The sequence below is a fragment of the Mesorhizobium sp. M1423 genome (assembly GCF_040317575.1).
Lineage (GTDB): Bacteria > Pseudomonadota > Alphaproteobacteria > Rhizobiales > Rhizobiaceae > Mesorhizobium.
In genome coordinates, this window is the sequence record NZ_JAMYKU010000011.1 from 110,041 (window position 1) to 126,168 (window position 16,128).

Here is a 16,128-nt window from a genome sequence, read left to right on the forward strand (position 1 = left end):
GCAAGCTTCCCCCCTTGGCGCTCCTCCCATGAACCGCTTCGCCGAGCTTCTCGACCGGCTGGTGCTGACGCCGTCGCGCAACGGCAAGCTGACGCTTTTGACCGATTATTTCCGCAGCGTCGAGGATCCTGACCGCGGGCTGGCGCTGGCGGCCATCACCGGCGATCTGTCCATCGCCGCGGTCAAGCCGGCGATGCTGCGCACGCTGGTCGTCGAGCGCATGGATCCGGTGCTGTTCGGCTATTCCTACGACTATGTCGGCGACCTGGCCGAGACCGTGTCGCTGGTCTGGCCGCAAGCGCCGGTCGACATTGCGAACCACGAGCCGACGCTGGCCGAGGTGGTGGCGAAGCTGCAGGCGGCGAGCCGTTCGGACGGGCCTCAGGTGCTGGCCCGGCTGCTCGACAGCGCCAGCACTTCGGCGCGCTTTGCCATCATAAAGCTGGTCACCGGCGGCCTGCGCATCGGCGTCTCGGCGCGGCTGGCCAAGCAGGCGCTCGCTGATTTCGGCAGGGTCGAAATCGCCGAAATCGAGGAACTCTGGCACGGCCTGACGCCGCCCTATATCGCGCTGTTCGCCTGGCTGGAGGGTAAAGCGGAAAAACCCAGGAAGACGGCGCTGGCGCTGTTCAGGCCGGTGATGCTGTCGAATGCCGTCGGTGACGGCGACCTCGAAAAGCTCGACCCGGCCGACTACGCGGCCGAATGGAAATGGGACGGCATCCGCGTCCAGGCGGTTTGCGAAGGCGGCATTCGCCGGCTCTATTCGCGCACCGGTGACGATGTCTCCGGCGCCTTTCCCGATCTTGCTGAGGCGATGGATTTTTCCGGCGCCCTCGACGGCGAGCTTTTGGTCGGAGACCCCAGGCAGGCGACGGGCACGTTCTCGGACCTGCAGCAGCGGCTGAACCGCAAGAGCGTGTCACCCAAGATCCAGCAGCAATACCCGGCCTTCATGCGCTGCTACGATGCGCTGCAGATCGGCGACGAGGATGTGCGCGGACTTCCCTTCCGCGAACGGCGCGGCCGGCTCGAGGCCTTTGTGAGGACACTCGATCCGAGCCGCTTCGATCTGTCGCCGCTGGTCGAATTCACCAACTGGCAGGCGCTGGAGGAATTGCGCCGCAAGCCGCTGCATCCGGTCATCGAAGGCGTCATGCTGAAGCGCTGGGATTCGCCTTATGTGGCCGGGCGGCCGAAGGGCCCCTGGTTCAAATGGAAGCGCGATCCGCACACGGTCGACGCCGTACTGATGTATGCCCAGCGCGGCCACGGCAAGCGCTCGAGCTTCTATTCCGATTATACATTCGGCGTCTGGTCCGGGCCGGAAGGATCGGAAGAGCTGGTGCCGGTGGGAAAAGCCTATTTCGGCTTCACCGACGAAGAACTGAGGCAGATCGACAAATATGTCCGCGACAACACGATCGAGCGCTTTGGCCCGGTGCGCTCAGTGCGTGCCGACCGCAGACAAGGCCTCGTACTGGAGGTGGCATTCGAAGGGCTCAACCGCTCGACGCGGCACAAATCGGGCGTCGCCATGCGCTTCCCCCGCATTTCACGATTGCGCTGGGACAAGCCGGCGGCCGAAGCCGACCGCATCGAGACGCTGCAGGCGCTGCTCGACAGTTAACTTAAGGAAGGACTGAAACGCGGATCTCGTAGATGTCGACCGACTTGCCCTGCTTGTCGAAGTCGGAATTGATGGCGATGGTGCCGGCAGCGCCCGGACGCTTGTCGGGAAGGCGCACGTCGAACAGATATTCATTGCGCTCGCGACCGACCGCATAGCGCTTGCGGCCACAGTCGCCGAGTTCGCCGAAATTGCAGTCGACGGAAATCTGCGTCTCCTGCCCCTCCTCGGAGCGTGCGATGATGTCGAATGTGGCATGCTTGCCGGCGATCCTCTCCAGCACGCCTTGCCCGACGTCGAAGCTGATGGCCGAGCCGGATGCGCCCGAGCGGATGCGCAGGAAGGAACCGCTTTCGTCCTGGACAACGTCGGCCTTGGCGTCCGACGGCGCATTGACCTGCGTTGGGTCGCCCGGCGAAAACACGTTGATCCAGTCGCGCGCCTGGTCCTCCTCGCCCTGCTTTGGCGGCGAAGCGGTGTCATCCGGCGTGAAATCGTCGCCGTCGACCGTTGGCGGCACTTCCGGCGGCGCCGTGTCGAGTTCGGTTGCCGATTTGAAGACGCCGGTCTGGTTGGCGAAATAAAGGCCGATGCCGGCGGCTGCGAGCAGCGTCACACCGAGGAAGATCGCGGTCAAAGGCAGGCGCCGCCGCCTCGCCCGCCGGTCGTCGCGGTCGGGCGTCACTTCCGCATCGTCGGTTTCGACGTCGGCTTCGGTCGGAGCCGAGGCCCCCATGTCGATCACCGGCACTTCGGCAACAGGTGCATCGGGCATGATGTCGGGGACGACCGGCAGGACGCGCGACCGAGGCGCATCGGATTCGGGCGGCTGCGCCGGACCGTCAACGACGACATCGGGCGACGGCACGGGCTCGGCTTCGGTTTCAGCTGGAGGCTCCACCGCCGGTGCTGTCTCTAAACTGTCGGTCGGCGCGGCGACGTCGGGAACCGCCGGCAGGAATTCCGATTCGATTTCGGTGATCTTGGCCTGGACCGCCTTGCGGCGCTTGATGGCGACCTCCACGGTGACGTTTGGATTGGCCTGCAGGGCACGGTCGAGTGCCGCGAAAGCCGATCGATAGACCCGCTCGCGAAACGCCCGGTCGTCGGCATTGCCTTTCTCGAAGGCATTGCGGATCGCTTTTTCGATCGCGTCCAAGCAAATTCCCTCTGCAATTTCACTCACATTGTCATGATCGTTAGCCGCAGGCGACCAATCAATCAACAAGCGAGCGGCCGCATTCTGCCTTGCCGAGGGGTGCAAAGCTCATTTCGGCGGTTTTCGGTAAAGGAATCAACATTTTTCGCTGCTTTTCCGGTCACGGCGGCAACGTGGCGGTCGGGGCGGCCGTGCGAAACGGCGTCGCACGGCCTATGGCGGATCGGCGCGGCTGCTGCCCTTGCGCCCGGCCCGGGACCGATACGATTTGCCAAGCCTCGTCCTTGAATTCGCGGCTGCCATCTTGAATTCAACGCTACCATCTTGAATTAAACGCTGGTTGCGTCTATCACCCAGCCCATCCTGGAAGCTCGGCTTCCCGGGCCGCTTTAGCTCAGTTGGTAGAGCACATCATTCGTAATGATGGGGTCGCGTGTTCGAGTCACGCAAGCGGCACCAAACGACCTATCCCGCGCGCCTCCTTCAACCAGCGCTCAGCCGAGTGGAAAGGCCGACGCCGCCGAGACGAGCGCGAGCATTGCCAGCACGACCCCCGCCGCCCGGCAGATGACCCGATGATGCCGCATCGCGGCAGCGCGCACGACCGGACGCGAAAGGGCGACGGCCAGAAATCCGTACCAGCCTATGTCGATGATGGCGACGATGGCCGCGACCATCAGCATCTCGTTCGAATTCCGGATCGGCAGCATCAGCCCCATGAAGGCGACGGCAAAGAAAGTGGCGGTTTCAGGCGAGAGAATGCTGATGAGAAACCCGCCGGCAAACAATCCGGCCTGCCGTCTCTGAGGCTCGTCGCCGGCGGCCGGCGGCGCCGTTCTGGCGATGCGCAGGGCCATCCAGCCAAGGACCGCCGCACCGGCGATCTTGACCGCCGGCACCGACAGCGACCCGGAAAGATGAACGGCGCCAAACGCCACCAGGACCGCCAGCACGGCGGTTCCGGCGCCGATCCCGGCCACGAGCGGAATCGTCCTGCCAAAGCCGTGCAGGGAGGCAAGGCTGCCGGTCGCGAGCCCGATCGGGCCTGGTGTGATCATGATCACCGTATATGCCGCCAGGAATTGCAGCATGGCCGTCGACGGCAGAAGCGAATTTGACATTGCAGCCTCCCGTTCGTTGCGTCGATCACAGAGCGGCGAGGAATTCCCGTCGCGCCCCAGCCGCCGGACGCCGGCGGCGGTTCCCCGCACCGCCGCCGTTGCCCGCCTTCGCCCCCGGATCGTGAAGGCGTCGTGGTGTTGGGAGGTCCATCCACGCTGCGAGCAGAAGCCTACGCGGAGCGGCGGGCATGCAAATCGGTACCGCCACCCATTTTTAGGCGGTCGATTTCCCAGTTTTCGCGGAAATTTCGCGGCGGGAACTACCCAGAGCCTGTTCCATCCCGACAGAATCGGCTGGAATCATGGTCCCGTCTGGTGCGGTTCCAACGGATGGGTGCCGGTCAGGAGCCACGGCTCGCCGCGCAGCCGCAGGAGGATTTCCATGCGGTTTGCGGCGTTGAGCTTGCCGAGCAGCGAGGAGACGTGATGCTCGATCGTGCGGGGCGAGCGCGACAAATGTCGCGCGACTTCCTTGTTGCTGATGCCCTGGGCGATCAGGGCGAGCACCTTCTGCTCGTGCTGTGTCAGGCCGAGCGGATGGCGACGGGCCGCCGCATAGGGTCCGCGCTGCACCTTCGGCAGCAGGCCTGACAGGCCCTGACGCTGCGCGAGCTTGCGCGCCAGCGCTGCGGCCGCGGGCGCGTCGATCTCGTCCAGCATCGCCACGGCGCGAGCGAGCGCCGTTCCGGCATCCGCCCCACGAACCTGCATGAGGGCAAGTGCTGCCTCGTAGGGCAGCGAGAAACGCGTCCACTCCGCCGCGGCGGCCTGCGGGTCGCCGACAAGCTCGGCGGACCAGGGCGACGGTATGGGCGCCGATAGCGCCGGCAGCGATCCGGGCATTCCGCATCGACGCCACCAGACCGACAATTCGCCAAGGTCCCTGGGGCGGAAATTGTCGAGGTTCATGGCCGCCAGCTCGGTAAGCTGCGCGTGGCCGGCGCCGATATCCTCGGCAAGCCAGGCCGCCTCCGTCAGCGCCAGGCGAACCGGGACGATACGCTGCGGCTCGCCGGTCGTCTGCCCCTCCGCAAGGGCCCGCTGCAAAAGGTCGACGCCGTCGGTCTCGCCCAGCCTTACGCGGACCGTGCCAAGCACGGTGAGCGCCGGCAAGTGCATCACCATCGGCAGGCGCTCCACATTCATGACGCCCTGAGCGATGGTTGCGGCCTCGCGAAACCGACCCTGTTCCATGCAAAGCTGCGCCTGCCGGCCGAGCAGGTATTGCGCCGCCGAATCGAGGTCGTGCCTGGTGCAGAATGCGATGCCTTCGGCCAGCAGCCGCTCCGCCAGCTCGAAGTCCTTGGCCACCACCGCGCATTCCGCAAAGTTCGTATAGGCCCGCGCCGCATGGTCGTGGAGCCCGTGCTCGAGCGCCAGGGCAAGGCTTTCCTCCAGCCGCTCACGGCCGCCGGGACGGTCGGCGAACATGAGCGCGGTGCCGACATTGTTGAGGGCGTGAACGCGCGTCTCGACCTCACCCAGCCGATCGGCCAGGCTGATCGCGCGCTCGCCCCATTCGATCGCCTCGTCGAAACGATAGTGCAGCATGTGGAGCTGCGAGCGTGTGCTGTAGGCCATTGCCACTTCGGGACCCGGCGGCAGCCTTTCCACTTCATGCACGGCCTGGTCCGCATACTCTTCCGCCTGCGGGCCTTCGCCGCGCCGCCAGTGCAGCCGCGACAGCCAGCGCAAATTGAGCCCTATCTTGTCGACCCGGTCCAGCTGCCGCCAGATAGCGATGGCGTGATGCCGGGCCTCGATGATGGCATCATAGACAAGCAGCGCCAGGCCGGCCTCGTACGCCCAGTCCTCGTGCAACTGCGCGGCCAGTTCCGGCGGGGCTTGGTCGACATATCTGAGTGCGGTCGCCAGATGCGAGGCCGCCTCCCGGTGCGCGCCCAGGCGGGCGGCCTGCCTGGCGGCAAGCGGCGCGAGTTCGAGCACGCGTTCGCCATTGTCGGCGCCGCCGGCGTGATGGACGCGGCGCGAAAGCAGAGCGCTTGCCTGCGACGCCGGAACTTCCGAGAGTGCCGCTTCGACCTTGGAATGAAGCAAACGTTGCAGAGAGGGGGAGAGCCGGTCGAGCGTCGCTTCCCTGGCAAGCTCGTGGCGAAATGTCAGCGCGCCCTGATCGTCCCGCCGCAGCAATCCACGGTCGACGCATCGATCCACGAGCGCTTCGGTCTCGTCCCCGAGAAGGGCCCGGATCAGCCACGGCTCAACGCTGCCCGGCATGATGCTCATGACCTCCAGCACGTCGCGCTCTCCAGGCGTCAGGCGCGACAGGCGGGACCACACCGCGTCGCGTATGGAATCGGGCACGCGCGCCGATTCGGTCTCGCTGCTGGACAGGAGCTCGGTAACGAAGAAGGGATTGCCCTCAGTAATGCGGTAAAGCCCGTCGGCGGAACGGCCGGCCTGTTCGGCCAGCATCGTAACCGCCTGGGGAGACAGCGGTTTAAGCGTCACGCGGCGTACGGAGGCGGCGGGAAGATCGCCGAGCACGTGGGTCAGCGGGTGATCGGCGTTCAAGTCCTCTCTGCGCATGCTGAGCACCAGCATGGTGCGGAGCAGGGAGACGCGGCGACCGAGATATCTTACGAGGTCGAGCGTCGCATTATCCGCCCAATGCATGTCCTCGAAGATGAGCACGGTCGTGCCCTTGGCGCGCTGCAGCGCGTTCAGCAATGCCGGGAACAGCCGCTCCGGGGCTGCGGCCTCCTCAAGCAGCGCTGCCACGCGCGGGTCGAGCAAGTGCGCCATGTCCTGGAGAGGGCCCAATGGACGCGGCGTGAAGAGCGCCTCGCACCAGCCCCACAGCACCCGGCAGTCCCGGTCGGCGTTTTCCGCGAATTCGCGCAGCAGAGAGGTCTTGCCGAGGCCCGCCTCGCCATGCACCAGCACGGTCCCGCCATGTCCGGCAGCAGCTCTCTCGGCCGCGGCCAACAAAGCTCCAAGTGGGTCCTCTCGCTCAAGCAGCATCAAACCCGCGCCTCCAGAATATTGAAGGTACAACAGTAGGCAATGAGTGCAACACGCTCATTTCACATGACCTCACATGACCGCGGCGATTTGGCAAATCACCCCTCGGAAGCGGGCGTTATTTGTCCCGGAGCCGATATGTTTGCTGCCGCCCTAGGCATGAGGACTACAAAACAGGCAGACAACCAAGGCGGCGGCAAGACCTAGCGAAGCGGGCTGGATAGCCTCACTTCCGTGATGATAGCGTGAAAGAAGCGCGTTCCATCGATCCAGCCCAAAGCCTATCTCATCGTCGGCCGTTCCGGCCTGACGTTCAACAGGGGGAGAAAATCATGGAAGAGGAAGACGATGTCCTAAGCGACCTGAGCTATGTCGCCGAAAATTTCGATGATGTGGCAAAGGAAACAATCGTCCTGGTGCTGGAGGCTGCAATCGCCGAGATCATTGGCCTCAGAATTGCCCTGCAGACTGCCGCGTCGAAGGCGACATGGGCAACAGACTGAGTTGCAGCCGGGGTTGAACGAGCGCCTCAGCTCGGCGAGGTGTCGCCCAGCGACGCCACGGTTTTCAGCGCGCCGTCGAGCATATCGCCCTTCTCGTCCTTCAGTGCCGCTTCGCGCAGGCGTCTGATCCAGTCGGCGGCGTCCGGGCGACCCTTGACCACGTCGAGCGCCGACAGCACGCGGTCGAACTTCGATTGCGCGCGGGCATGGGTATCGCTGTAGCCTTTGATCAGCCGGCGGCAGTTGAGGATCTCCGTGCCAAGCGCGTAGTCCTGGCCGACTTGGCCGAGCGCCAGCGCATACCAGCGCTCGAGATGCGCGGTCTCGATCTTGTGGCGCAGCAGGCGGCGGCGCCAGCGGCGCAGGCCGCCGATGAACCACAATGCGGCAAAGCCGGCAAAACTGTCGGTGCGGATGTGGCGGCCGCGATTGATGCGGCGGTCGAGGAAGGCGGCGAGCTTCGGCCGGCTTTCGATGTAGCTGCCGAGCCCGGCCGGCAGCGTGCCGCAGAATTCCTCAATGCGCGGATGGAAATATTCGGTCACCTGCAGGACCGAGCCGTCCTTGACGCCGACCTCGCGGCGTACGCGTCGGTCGCGGCTCGAGCGCGTCTTGAGGTCGGCGACGCGGATCATGTCGTCGTAGCACATCGCATTGGCCAGATGCTTGGCGGCGGCGATCGACAGCGCGTAGTCATGTTCGGCATTGTCCAGGACGACGGCCCGGTCTAGCCGGTCGAGATACTCGCCGCCATAGGCGATGTCCTGATAGTCGACAACCTTTTTCAGACCGCGCATCGCCATGTCGCGGACAGGAGCCGGCAAAGCATCGACCCGGGCGGCCAGGTGCTGCCAGCCTCGCAAGAGACTTTGCGGGCCGCTGACTTTTGTCGCCGCGCCCGAGCCAGTTTCAGCGGCTGCCGGCTGTGCCGTCTTATCGCCCGAAGGCGCACTCGCGATGCCGCGCGCCCGATCGTAGGAGGCGCCGAAGGCGGCGAGGCTGGCCTTCACACCGCGGCCGCCGGCACTGACCGCCTGCTCGTAGCTCTCGCGTGTGAACGGCAAGGCATCGGAGCCGGCCAGCGCGCCGAGCAGGCTGGCCGAGATCATCGAGCCGTTGTCGGCGGCGATCTTCTCCATGTCGAAGGCGATGAAGCGCTTGGCCGCGGCTTCCGCCGTGGCATGCACCTTGGCGGACGAGGCGCGGCCGTCGCCAGGCTCGATCTTTTCCGAGACAGCTGCGATGCGGTGCGACGAGGCGATCAGTGTCGTGCGCTCCGGCGTGACGAAGCCGCGGATGATGGCGCGGCCGGCCTCCATCAGTTCGGCGGCGATCAATATATCGACGTCGCCCTGCGACGGCGACAGCGCGAAGACCGGCAGCCGGCCGCTGTCGCGGCACATCTCGACGTAATAGATGGTGGCGCCGGTGCGCTGGGCGACGCCGGCGACCGAGGTCGATTGCGCGACATAGCCGTTGCGCTCGGCAACGTCGGTGATCCAGTCGGCCAGCACGCCGCCGCCCTGGCCGCCGACCGCCAGCACGGCAAGCTTGATGACGCGCTCGTCGTCCGGCGCGCCGGCCTTGGAACGGGCTGATGGGACAGCGTCAAGCATCAGCGAATGTCAGGCGCCGGCTTTCACGGCGCCGCTGCAAGAGGCCGATCATGGCGCGGCGCGCCGCTTCCAGGAAACGGTCCCGGCGGCTCGGATTGTGCACCACGTCGGCGCGGTAAAAGGACGGGCAGAGCACCGCCGCGTCGGCAACCTCGCCGCAATTGCCACAGCCGACGCAGCTCTCGTCGATATGCGCCACCGGATCGTCGCGCAGCGGGTCGTCCAGCGACTTCACCGATAGCGACGGGCAGCCGGAAAGCCGCATACAGGCGTGATCGCCAGTGCAGATATCCTCGTCGACGCCGAATTTCGGCTTGACCGTCCGCTTACCGCCCTTGATCGCCTTGTCGACCAGAGGCTTTTCGCGGCGCTGCCGGTTGAGCATGCATTCGGACGAGGCGACGATGACTTTTGGGCCCTTTTCGTCCGTCGTCAGCGCTTCGCGCAGCGCGTCTTGCATCTTGGTTACGTCGTAGGTGCGGTCGATGTGGCGCAGCCATTTGACGCCCATCCCCTTCACCGCCTCGGTGATCGGATGCTTGGTCGACTTCGTCTTGTTGCCGGCGCGGGACGACAGGATGTCCTGTCCTCCGGTCGCGGCCGAATAGAAATTGTCGACGATGACGATGACGCCGTCATTCTTGTTGAACACCGCATTGCCGATCGATGAGGTCAGGCCGTTATGCCAGAAGCCGCCATCGCCGACGAAGGAGATCGAGCGGCGCCTAGCATCGGGCGAATTGAACGCCGAGGCCGAGGCCGGCCCCAATCCGTAGCCCATGGTGGTGGCGCCGAGCTCGAAGGGCGGCATGATCGAAAACAGATGACAGCCAATGTCGGAGGCGATGTGGTGCTTGCCCAACTCCTGTTCGACCAGCTTGGTCGCTGCGAAGATCGGCCGCTCCGGGCAGCCGACGCAGAAGCCGGGCGGGCGGCCCGGGACGACGTTGATCAGGTCGGCGGTGTCGAGCCCGTCGCCGATCTTGTTCGGGGCGCGGACCTCGCTTGGCAGCAGATGCGGGATGGTGGCGCGCAGGAATGATCCGAAGCCGTCGAGCATCACCTGGCCGGTGTATTCGCCGGCCATCGGCAGATGTTCCTTGCCGACGAGCTTGGTGCCGCGCCCGGCCTTGTGCAGCATCGCGGCAAAGGCCTGTTCGATGTAGTTGGGCTGGCCTTCCTCGACGACGAGGACGGCGTCCTTGCCTTCGCAGAAGGACAGGAACTCGTCATCGACCAGCGGGTAGACGGCGTTCAGCACATAGAGCGGCACGTCGGTGTCGCCATAGGTGTCGGCGAGGCCGAGCCGCTGCAGCGCCCGGATGACGGAATTGTACATGCCGCCCTGCATGACGATGCCGACCGCGCCGTGCTCCGGGCCGAAGAACTCGTTGATCTTGTTGTCGCGGATGAAATCCACCGCCGCCGGCCAGCGTTTCTGCACCTTTTCCTTCTCGTGCAGGAAGGACGCGGGCGGCAGCACGATGCGGCCGGTGTCGCGGCGCGGCGCCTCGAGCGCATCGGCGACCGTCATCGCCGGGCGCTTGTTATCCTTGGCGATGAAATGGCCGTGCACATGGCAGCAGCGGATGCGCACCTGCAGCATGACCGGCGTGTTGGAAACCTCGGACAGCTCGAAGCCGTCCTCTACCGCCTTGACGATCGACGGCAGGTTCGGTCGCGGGTCGAGCAGCCAGACCTGGCTTTTCATGGCGAAGGCGTGGCTGCGCTCCTGCATGATCGACGATCCTTCGCCGTAATCCTCGCCGACGATGATCAGTGCGCCGCCGGTGACGCCGCCGGACGCCAGGTTGGCCAGCGCGTCGGACGCGACATTGGTGCCGACCGTCGACTTGAAGGTCGCCGCGCCGCGGATCGGATAGTGCACCGATGCCGCCAGCATGGCGGTCGCGGTGGCTTCCGAGGCGCTTGCCTCGAAATGCACGCCAAGCTCGCCCAGGATATCCTGCGCGTCGGCCAGCACGTCCATCAAATGGCTGATCGGCGCGCCCTGATAGCCGCCGACATAACCGACGCCGCATTGCAGCAGCGCCTTGGTGATGGCCAGAATGCCCTCGCCGGAAAACTCCTCGCCGGCGCCGAGTCTGAGCTTTTCGACTTCCTTGGCAAAAGACCGTTCGGCCATTTTGGGCTCCTTCCGTTGCCGCCAGGAATCTGGCGGCGCGTAACATCAGATGTCGTGCTTGCGAATGTTCTTCAGCATCTTTTGCAGCGTCGCGATCAGCGCCGCGTATTCGGCATCGTCGATGTCGTCGAACATCGTCTCGAAAGCGTCGTGCATGGCCGGCCAGGCGCGCGCGAATTCGGCGCGGCCATCGTCGGTCAGGAACACATGGCGGATACGGCTGTCGGTAACCCCCTGCTCGCGCCGCACAAACCCTTGTCCCTCCAGCGTGTCGAGCGTGCGGCTCAAGGTCGACTGCTCGATGACGGTATAGACCGACAGATCGTTGACGGTGACGCCATCGGTGACCGACAGGACGGCCAGCGTCCTCACCTGCGGAATGGTCAGGCCCTGCTTGCGGAAATTGTCGCGCAAGGTGGCATTGTAGCGGCCCATGATGCGGTTCATCAGATAGGGCGCGAATTGCTGCAGGCCGATCTGGCCCAAAGTCGAGATGCGCTGGCGCACAACCTTCTGTTCCATCACAGCCTCCCCGCCAGGAGAAAACCGGAGCCGCCGCCCAAGCCAGCCCCCGGATGGGTCGAGGCGCCGATATGGTAGAGTCCCTTGACTCCGGTGGCGTGATTGCGGCTCGGATTGAACGGCCGCCACAGGAACGACTGGTCAATAGTCGAGGAGCCGCCATAGGGATCGCCGCCGACCAGATTGATGTTCATCGCTTCCAGGTCGGCCGGCGAATAGGCGCGACGTGCGATGACGCTGTCCTTGAATCCTTCGATATGGCTGGCGAGGATCGCTTCGGCACGGTCGGCATAGGCTTCGCGCAGCGCCTCGGTCCAGCGGCCATCCGCAGGCGTCTCGAGCTTGCCGGCCGCATCACCCTTGATATTGCGAGGCGCCTCGGGAAGTTGAAGCCACAGGATCGCCTTGCCGTCTGGACAGCGCGACGGGTCGAGCGCGTGCGGCTGGCCGACGCAAATGGTCGGCACCTCCGGCAGCATGCCGCGCACGGCCTCGTTGCAGGCCTTCGAGACGCCGTCGAGCCCCGGCGTCAGATGCAGCAGCGCGACCTTGTCCAGGCCCTCGCCGCGCCATGCCGGCGGCTTGTCCAAGGCATAGTGGATCTGGAAATTGCCCTTGCCGTAGCGGTATTTTTGCGCCGCCTCGACGTCGGCTTTCGGGGCCGCGTCACCGAGCAGCCGCTCGTAGAGCTGGGTCGGCGTGACCGAGCAGATAACGCTCTTCTTCGCCGTGACCGTCTCGCCCGAAGCCAGCCGCACACCGGTGGCGCGGCCTCCGCTCTGGACGATGGAGGCAACGTCGGCGCCGGTGCGGATTTCGCCGCCACGTTCCCTGATTAGCGCTTCAAATGCGGACAGCAGCTTCCCAGCACCACCCTTGACGATCGGCGCGCCGGCCGCCTCAAGCGCGAAGGCGATGACCCTGGCGATCTGGCCGGAGAACGCATCTTCGGGCCCGAGGCCGGCATGCAGCACCCAGGGCGCCCACAGCGCGCGCATGGTTTCCGACTGGTAGGTGCTTTCCAGCCAACCGCGCGCCGGCACCAGCGCGTCGCCGACAAAGGCGGCAAGGCCGCGCGGGCCGCGCCGCCAGGCTTCGCCCGCCAGCAGCCTGGCCGTCGGGTAGGACCACAGGCTGCCGCCGAGCAGCCCGAACAGGAGGCCGGCATTGCGCTCGATCTCGCCGACATCGCTGCCGTGCCGGTCGCCGTCGCCCGCGGCAAGCGCATTGGCCGCCGCGACATTGGCGGCGCGATCGGTGCGCAGGATGGCATGGCTGCCATCCGGACGCAGCACGCCGGTCGGCGTGGAGGTGTTGCAGAACTCCAGCCCGTGCCGCGCCAGATCCTTGCCCAGCGCCGCATAGGCCGGCGAGGTGATGAACAGAACGAAGGTCGTCGCCATCACGTCGTGGATGAAGCCGGGCGCGGTGATTTCTTCTGTGCGCATGCAGCCGCCGATGCGGTCGTTGCGCTCGAGCACCAGCACCTTCGCCCCCTTGCCGCCAAGCATCGCGGCGCAGACCAGCGCGTTGATGCCGCTGCCGACGATGATGTGATCAGGAGCGCTCATCGATGCGTGCTCCCGGTGAGCGGAAGGTGGAATTCATTTGCGCGGGTTGGCGTTCCTTCGCGCCCCCCTCTGTCCTGCCGGACATCTCCCCCACTTGGGGGGAGATCGGCTGTCACCGCGGCCTTCGCCACTCTCCAACGTCGCAGGAATGAGCGGGGCGCCGAAACTGCCAATCTCCCTCCAAGTGGGGGAGATGTCCGGCAGGACAGAGGGGGGCGCCGTAGAGCCCCAGCTTTGCAAGGCTGCCGCTCCCAATTCGTCACTACAACGCTGCCTGCGCACATGATCTTCTCCCGAAGACCGCAGCTACCCTATTGCCTTGGCACCAACGCCAACGCGCGGATCGGGCTGCCGGTGCCGTGCTCGATTTTGAGTGGTGCGGCGATCAGGATCGCGCCTTTCGGCGGCAGCCGGTCGAGGTTGCACAGGCTGGCGAGGCCGTAGCGATTGGCCTTGTGCATCAGGCTGTGCGCCGGGAATGGCGGCTCCATGCCGCCGGCCTTGCCGGCATCGGTGCCGATCGTCTCGCTGCCCCAGCCCTTGATGTCCTTGCCGATCAGATACTGGATGGCTTCCGCGGTCGGGCCGGGCGTGTGAGGACCGGTCTCATTGGCGTTGAGGAACTCGGCTTCCGAGCCGTTGCGCTTATACCAGTCGGTGCGCATCACCACCCACTCGCCCGCGTTGATAACGCCATGTTCGGCTTCCCATGCCTTGATGTGATCGACGGTGAGCAGGAAATCGTGATCGGCGGCCGCTTCCTTCGAACAGTCGATGACATTGACGGGTCCGACAAAATTCTGCGCCGGAATGGTGTCGGTGGCGCCGTCCGGATAATCCTTACCGGTGATCCAGTGATTGGGCGCGTCAAAATGCGTGCCCGAATGCTCGCCGAGTTTGAGCCAGTTCCACGCCCACCAAGGTCCGTTCTTGTCATAGGCGGAGATGGCGTGGATCTCGATCTTCGGCGTGTCTACCGCCAGTTCCGGCGGCAGCTTGATCAGCGGTGTGTCCGGCCCGAGCGCCGCCGTCAGGTCGACCACCTGGATGGCGCCTGAAAGAAGCTGGCCGGCGACTTCGCCGAGGAGTTGTTGCGTATCCATGGTCTGTGTTCCCTCTTCTTGGATGACTCTGAAGGCTCGTTGCGGCCCTTAATATCCTACTAGACGAAAACATATGCATCTGCAATTATCTTTAAGCATAAAGGAAATGGGTTGGGTGGGATGTGAGCGAGTTCGACGCCATATTTGTCGGGGCAGGCCACAACAGTCTGGCATGCGCCGCGCATCTGGCGCTCAAAGGCTGGAAAACTGCCGTTTTCGAGCGCGATGCAACGATTGGCGGCGCCGTCCAGACGCGTGAATTCACGCTGCCGGGTTTCCGGCACGATTTCGGCGCGATGAATCTGAGCCTTTTTGCCGGCTCGGCCTTTCACAAGAAATATGCAAATGAATTGAAAACCCACGGGCTGGAATTCGTGCCGGTGGCCGACTGTTTTGCCAGTGCGTTCCCCGACGGCCGCTGGTTCGGTGTCAGCAGCGATCTGGAAACGACCGCTGCACGAATGGCCGCCTTCTCCGCAATCGACGTCGCCACATGGCGCCGCTTGGTTGCGGCATTCCCGGCCGAGGCCGAGCATCTGTTCCGGCTGCTGGGCTCGCCGATGAGCGGTCGAGCGCTCGCCGGCACTGCCTGGAACCTGTGGCGCAAGAAGGGTTTTGCCGGCGCGCTCGATACCGGGCGGCTGCTGCTTTCCTCACCCCGCGCGTGGCTCGAGGAGACTTTCCAGTCGCCGCATGTCAGGGCGACGCTCGCCACCTGGGGCATGCATCTCGACTTCGCCCCCGACATCGCCGGCGGCGCGGTGTTTCCTTACCTCGAATCCATGGCCAACCAGTGCTTCGGCATGGTGCTCGGCAAGGGCGGCGCCGACACCATCATCCGCGCTTTGTCGGGCATGCTCACGGCGGCCGGCGGCAAGATCGTCACTGGGGCTGACGTCGCCGAAATCACGGTGTCCGCCGGCAAGGCGACCGGCGTGCGGCTCGCTTCCGGCGAGATCCACACCGCCACCAGGGCCGTCATCGCCAGTGTCGCGCCCAAGGCGCTGACTGGGAAGCTGTTGCCTGACGGTTCGGGCGACGCCGTTTTCGACACGGCCATGAAAAACTTTCGCCATGCGCCGGGGACGATGATGATCCATCTGGCGCTCGACGATCTGCCGGACTGGCGCGCCGGCGCCGAGCTTCGGCAGTTCGCCTATGTGCATCTGTCGCCGTCGCTTGATGCCATGTCGCGAACCTATCAGCAGGCGATGTCCGGCATGCTGCCGGATGAACCGGTGCTGGTCGTCGGTCAGCCGACCGCGGTCGATCCCTCGCGTGCGCCGGACGGCAAGCATGTGCTGTGGGTGCAGGTGCGCATGCTGCCGGCCGAGATTGTGAGCGATGCGGCGGGCACGATCGCGGCGGCTCACTGGGACGAGGCTAGGGAGCACTACGCCGAGCGCGTCCTCGACATTATCGAGCGCTATGCGCCCGGCCTTCGCCGGAAGATCCTCGGCCGCGCCGTGTTCTCGCCCATCGACCTCGAACGCGAGAACCCCAACCTTGTCGGCGGCGACCAGATCTGCGGCAGCCATCATCTGGCGCAGAATTTCCTGTTCCGGCCGGCGCGCGGCTACGCCGGCTGGAACACGCCGGTCGGCAATCTGCATCTGACCGGGGCGGCAACATGGCCGGGCGCCGGCACTAGTGCGGGCTCGGGCTTCATGCTCGCACAACAACTTGGCGGGAGGTAAAGCCGTAATTTTCAACTAGGGTGAAGGAGGACAAGGCGCGGTTGCCCGAGGAGCCTGAACCCACCGATTGACAAC

The 16,128-nt window shown here is 65.2% G+C and carries 11 protein-coding genes and 1 tRNA gene; 4 read left to right on the forward strand and 8 right to left on the reverse strand.

Annotated features, from left to right (window positions below; all coding sequences use genetic code 11):
- Positions 1-28: 28 nt before the first annotated feature.
- A complete protein-coding gene (locus NKG95_RS16075) occupies positions 29-1,630 on the forward strand; it encodes a cisplatin damage response ATP-dependent DNA ligase (protein ID WP_352548794.1) in 1,602 nt (533 codons plus the stop codon).
- Position 1,631: 1 nt separating this feature from the next.
- Here NKG95_RS16075 and NKG95_RS16080 read toward each other — a convergent pair whose 3' ends face one another.
- Positions 1,632-2,789, reverse strand: coding sequence for a hypothetical protein (locus NKG95_RS16080; protein ID WP_353041457.1), 1,158 nt, complete (start codon positions 2,787-2,789; stop codon positions 1,632-1,634).
- Between the two features lie 383 nt (positions 2,790-3,172).
- Here NKG95_RS16080 and NKG95_RS16085 point away from each other — a divergent pair.
- Positions 3,173-3,248 (forward strand) — tRNA-Thr (locus NKG95_RS16085).
- Between the two features lie 35 nt (positions 3,249-3,283).
- On the opposite strand, the gene NKG95_RS16090 is transcribed toward NKG95_RS16085, so the two are convergent.
- Together NKG95_RS16090 and NKG95_RS16095 are read right to left on the reverse strand one after the other, a co-directional pair.
- Positions 3,284-3,910, reverse strand: coding sequence for a LysE family translocator (locus NKG95_RS16090; protein ID WP_352815788.1), 627 nt, complete (start codon positions 3,908-3,910; stop codon positions 3,284-3,286).
- A gap of 300 nt (positions 3,911-4,210) precedes the next feature.
- Positions 4,211-6,895 carry an ATP-binding protein gene (locus NKG95_RS16095; protein WP_353041459.1) on the reverse strand — a complete coding sequence of 895 codons (2,685 nt, stop codon included), beginning with the start codon at positions 6,893-6,895 and terminating at the stop codon, positions 4,211-4,213.
- A 245-nt stretch (positions 6,896-7,140) separates the two neighbouring features.
- On the opposite strand from NKG95_RS16095, the gene NKG95_RS16100 reads away from it, so the two are divergent.
- Positions 7,141-7,398 (forward strand): hypothetical protein, encoded by a 258-nt coding sequence (locus tag NKG95_RS16100; protein WP_353041461.1) that lies wholly within the window; start codon positions 7,141-7,143, stop codon positions 7,396-7,398.
- 26 nt (positions 7,399-7,424) lie between these two features.
- Here NKG95_RS16100 and NKG95_RS16105 read toward each other — a convergent pair whose 3' ends face one another.
- The 5 genes from NKG95_RS16105 to NKG95_RS16125 form a co-directional block, all read right to left on the reverse strand.
- Positions 7,425-9,014 (reverse strand): indolepyruvate oxidoreductase subunit beta family protein, encoded by a 1,590-nt coding sequence (locus NKG95_RS16105; protein WP_353041463.1) that lies wholly within the window; start codon positions 9,012-9,014, stop codon positions 7,425-7,427.
- Complete coding sequence (locus tag NKG95_RS16110) at positions 9,007-11,160, reverse strand: thiamine pyrophosphate-dependent enzyme (protein WP_353041465.1); 2,154 nt, start codon at positions 11,158-11,160, stop codon at positions 9,007-9,009. Before NKG95_RS16110 ends, NKG95_RS16105 begins: the two co-directional genes overlap by 8 nt.
- A gap of 45 nt (positions 11,161-11,205) precedes the next feature.
- Positions 11,206-11,682, reverse strand: coding sequence for a MarR family winged helix-turn-helix transcriptional regulator (locus tag NKG95_RS16115; RefSeq protein ID WP_023717860.1), 477 nt, complete (start codon positions 11,680-11,682; stop codon positions 11,206-11,208).
- Positions 11,682-13,253: a phytoene desaturase family protein gene (locus NKG95_RS16120; RefSeq protein ID WP_353041467.1), complete on the reverse strand. Its 1,572-nt coding sequence runs from the start codon at positions 13,251-13,253 to the stop codon at positions 11,682-11,684. Before NKG95_RS16120 ends, NKG95_RS16115 begins: the two co-directional genes overlap by 1 nt.
- Before the next feature lie 311 nt (positions 13,254-13,564).
- A complete protein-coding gene (locus NKG95_RS16125) occupies positions 13,565-14,356 on the reverse strand; it encodes a cyclase family protein (protein ID WP_353041469.1) in 792 nt (263 codons plus the stop codon).
- Positions 14,357-14,478: 122 nt separating this feature from the next.
- Between NKG95_RS16125 and NKG95_RS16130 the strand changes: the two genes are divergently transcribed.
- Positions 14,479-16,053 carry a phytoene desaturase family protein gene (locus tag NKG95_RS16130; protein WP_353041471.1) on the forward strand — a complete coding sequence of 525 codons (1,575 nt, stop codon included), beginning with the start codon at positions 14,479-14,481 and terminating at the stop codon, positions 16,051-16,053.
- Positions 16,054-16,128: the final 75 nt, after the last annotated feature.